The 3,754-nt window shown below is 46.0% G+C and carries 4 protein-coding genes and 1 pseudogene; 2 read left to right on the top strand and 3 right to left on the bottom strand.

Going from position 1 to position 3,754, the window contains the following annotated elements:
- Positions 1 to 62 precede the first annotated feature (62 nt).
- Positions 63 to 326, bottom strand: coding sequence for a hypothetical protein (locus tag A2048_05915; GenBank protein OGP07424.1), 264 nt, complete (start codon positions 324 to 326; stop codon positions 63 to 65).
- Positions 327 to 426: 100 nt separating this feature from the next.
- Here A2048_05915 and A2048_05910 point away from each other — a divergent pair, with 100 nt between their 5' ends.
- Complete coding sequence (locus A2048_05910; GenBank protein ID OGP07423.1) at positions 427 to 1,464, top strand: hypothetical protein; 1,038 nt, start codon at positions 427 to 429, stop codon at positions 1,462 to 1,464.
- Here the strand turns inward: A2048_05910 and A2048_05905 are convergent.
- A complete protein-coding gene (locus A2048_05905) occupies positions 1,448 to 2,050 on the bottom strand; it encodes a hypothetical protein (GenBank protein OGP07422.1) in 603 nt (200 codons plus the stop codon). The genes A2048_05910 and A2048_05905 overlap by 17 nt on opposite strands.
- Positions 2,044 to 2,505, bottom strand: a complete 462-nt coding sequence (locus A2048_05900; GenBank protein ID OGP07421.1) for a hypothetical protein — start codon at positions 2,503 to 2,505, stop codon at positions 2,044 to 2,046. Before A2048_05900 ends, A2048_05905 begins: the two co-directional genes overlap by 7 nt.
- Before the next feature lie 120 nt (positions 2,506 to 2,625).
- On the opposite strand from A2048_05900, the pseudogene A2048_05895 reads away from it, so the two are divergent.
- Positions 2,626 to 3,754: pseudogene (locus A2048_05895) on the top strand (methionine synthase).

The following is a 3,754-nucleotide window of genomic DNA, read 5'->3' as shown; positions in this document are numbered from 1 at the left end:
TCACGGAAAAGATAACACAAAAATACAAACTATATAAAGATAATAATTAAATGGTCAGAGCACTAGCACTGCCTGTACTGCAACATCGATATCTTTGTCCAAATCAAACTCGCCTGACGCGTTTTCCCTAGCCCCACCCTTTTTTTCAATTCCCCCAAACGTTGATGACTCACTTTGGTCACTTTTTCAGTGGTGTTTATTTGGTCCTGAAAAGTCAGAACCGTGTAATAAGAACGTGCCACGTCTTCATAAATCCCAAAGATAAAATGAAGTTTTTTTTCAACAGGGACCCTTTTTGCATCTCTTATACATGAATCAGGCTTCAAAAAATAGAAAACTTAATGATTTTTTTGAGAAAAACTTGGTTTTAGTTGTATGGATTTAAAATAGCTGGGTGTTGTTCATTTTTTTGGGTATTATTTTTTTATGAAAAAAAATGATGCCTTTCCTCTTTATTTATTCATCTTCACATTCATTCTTTCAGGCTCTGGCTGCGGAGGCAATAGTAGCAGTAGTGGAAGCGGCGGCGGAAGCAACGGTGGAGCCATTACTTTTGTTGCAGCCGACTGTCAAAACAATCTGGCCGGATTCCTGGCCCCTGCCGGTGTGACCGATTGGGCCTACTGGCTAGATGGCCCGGATTTAGTCCAACTCTCTGCCAGTGATTTTGATTTGATTGTCATGGATTATTCTTCGGATGGCAGCGAAGGGGGCGAGTTTACCGCCCTTGAAATAGCCAATTTAAAAGCTTCTGGCACGGGCAAAACCGTTTTGGCCTATATGAGCATCGGTGAGGCCGAAGCCGACCGTTTTTATTGGGACCCTACCTGGGTGGATGGAAGCAACAACCCCGTCGATGGCATTGCCCCCGACTGGCTTTTTGCCTCCAACCCCGATTTCCCCGACAATTATAAAGTGCAATATTGGGACACCGATTGGCAGGACATTATCTACGGAGATGCTACAGCTTATTTAGACCGTATTATAGCTGCCGGCTTTGATGGTGTTTATCTGGATATTATTGATGCCTTTGAATACTTCGGCCCCGATGGGGAAAGTAGCGTTGACCGTGCCACTGCCGGCGAAGACATGATCGCTTTCGTGCTGGCCCTGACCACTTATGCACGCACCCTTGATGCAAACTTTATGATCTTTCCCCAAAATGGCACGGCCATTTTTGAGGAGGAAAGCGCCTGCGATTATCTGGCCGCCATCAACGGCCTTGGTAGCGAGGATAACTGGTATTATGGGGATGCCGAAAATAACAACGACCTCGACTTGGACCATGCCGATGAAGTCACCCCTTATCTGGATGAAGTTATCGATTCCGGCAAAATGGTTTTGGCCATCGATTATGTCAGTGACGCCGATAAGGTGGATGATTTTTACACCCGGGCCCAGGCAGCAGATTATTTGCCCTATGTTTCGGTGCGTGACTTGAATGCGCTCACGGCGCAGCCTTAAGATGGATTTTTTTTGAGAAAAGAAGATTGAAGTTTTTTGCGTCAAATTTAGCCCCCCATATCTTTCCCCCGCTATTTGCCAAAAAATGAAAAACCCTTTTGGCAAACATCCCTTTTTCAGTAGAGGGGGGGCTTTCATTAAAGGCAGCACCCCACATTTCTACCGCTTTTTTGGCAGAAATTTTTTGTTTTTTAAATACCGCCTCAACATCAAGCACATCATCTATCGTATAACGATTGATCTTGCCAACCGACCATATAGTGGGTTCTAAAATTGAAACTGAAATTTTACCGAATTTTTTATAAAATTTGGCATTCTTCTCAAAACGAGTATACCCCACCATCCCCCAACGGCTAATATCTTCGGCATATTCACAGGCAATACCCGTCTGACGGGAAACATTCTTTACGGCAGAATCAATTTCACTCCAGTGAGAAGAACCTTTGATGGCACAATCAATATCCTGCGTGGGACGAACACCTCCCAAAAAACAGGAGGCAACACCCCCTGTCAGATAGACAACAATGGGATGCTTTAATTCTAAATTGAGTTGTTTGAAAAAATTGTCGATATCCTTTTTTAACATAACGAAGCTGCCAGTTTATTTAAACGGGTTACCAATTGCTCATACCCCTTTTTACCAAACACGTAAGAAGCCCTGGCTCTGGACAGGCGTGTTGACACCCCCGATTTTTTAATACCCGCCACCTGCAAAATACTTATAACCGTTGGCTGAAGTATTTGCACTGCCCGAATAATTTTCTGATTTTTTGTTGAAGCTTTTTTAAGCAACACTCTTGCGACAAGATCGGCTTCATGCCGATTAAGGACGATTTCCGGCTTGGGTTGACTATCAAGCAAAGTGCCCGGAGTAACCTGCAATGCCCCGGCCAAACGAAACAAGGTCGACAAATTACATTCTTTGTTACCCCCCTCAAGATTGACGAGATTCGGTCTTGAAACACCTGACAGTCTGGCTAACTGAGCCACACTTAAAGCTTTTGACAATCTCCAGGATTGTAATTGATGTGGAAAATTCATTTAAAAAATCGTATCTGATCAGATACGATTTGTCAATATCACTGATATCAAAGAATTTTGGCTTTTTCATCTCACGAACACTTGCCAGCCCATTTAAGTATGCTATAGCTAACCCCCTTTATGCCCCAAAATAAAAAACCAACCGAACTCGCCAACCTCATGCGCCAGCGTATTTTAGTGCTTGATGGCGCCATGGGGACCATGCTGCAACAGGAAAATCTGACGGCTTCTGATTTTGGCGGGGCCAGTCTTGAAGGATGCAACGAAAATCTCGTTTTTACCCGCCCAGACATCATTTTAAACATCCACAAAAAATATTTTGAAGCCGGCGCCGATATTGTTGAAACCAATTCATTTGGCAGTACACCGCTGGTTCTTGCTGAATACGGGCTTCAGGAAAAAACCCATCTCATCAACAAGACAGCCGCCGAACTGGCTCGCAAGGCCGCCAGGGAATTTTCAACACCGGCCAAGCCCCGTTTTGTGGCCGGCTCGATGGGCCCCACCACCAAGGCCATTTCAGTCACGGGCGGAGTCACTTTTGATAAGCTCACCCAAAATTTTTATCAACAAGCCCTGGGCTTGCTTGATGGCGGCATCGATTTATTTCTTTTGGAAACCGCGCAGGACACACGCAATATCAAGGCCGGTGTGATCGGTGTTCAGAAAGCCTGCCAGGAATTTGGCAAAAAACTTCCCCTCATTGTTTCGGGCACTATTGAACCCATGGGCACCATGCTTGCCGGGCAGGCCGCCGATGCCCTCGTCGTTTCCCTTTCGCACGTCGAACTTTTAGCCATTGGGTTAAACTGCGCCACAGGGCCGGAATTCATGACCGACCACATCCGCACCATCCATGAACTGGCCGATTGTTCTGTTTCGTGCTACCCCAACGCGGGGCTGCCGGATGAAGAAGGAAAATATTTGGAAACCCCCGAATCGCTGGCCCGCCAACTGGAACGATTTGCCGATAACCGCTGGCTTAACATCGTGGGCGGATGCTGCGGCACCACACATAAGCATATAGCGGCCATTGTCCAAATGATCGTTGGCAAAAAACCCCGTGTTTCTCCCCATGGAATGAAGGGTCGAAGTTTTTATAGCGGCATTGAAACCGTGGAAGCAACAGCCGACAATCGTCCCCTCATTGTAGGGGAACGCACCAATGTCATCGGGTCACGTCTGTTTAAAAATTTGGTGAATGACGAAAAATGGGATGAGGCCACCGACATCGCCCGCCGCCAAGTCA

Source organism: Deltaproteobacteria bacterium GWA2_45_12, from assembly GCA_001797365.1.
Lineage (GTDB): Bacteria > UBA10199 > UBA10199 > UBA10199 > UBA10199 > UBA10199.
This window is presented reverse-complemented; position numbering and strand designations above follow the sequence as displayed.

Bases quoted from the DNA above. Each gene is read 5' to 3' on its own strand.
- A2048_05910 (OGP07423.1), top strand. From the start codon at position 427: ATGAAAAAAAATGATGCCTTTCCTCTTTATTTATTCATCTTCACATTC.
- A2048_05905 (OGP07422.1), bottom strand. From the start codon at position 2,050: ATGTTAAAAAAGGATATCGACAATTTTTTCAAACAACTCAATTTAGAA.
- A2048_05900 (OGP07421.1), bottom strand. From the start codon at position 2,505: ATGAATTTTCCACATCAATTACAATCCTGGAGATTGTCAAAAGCTTTA.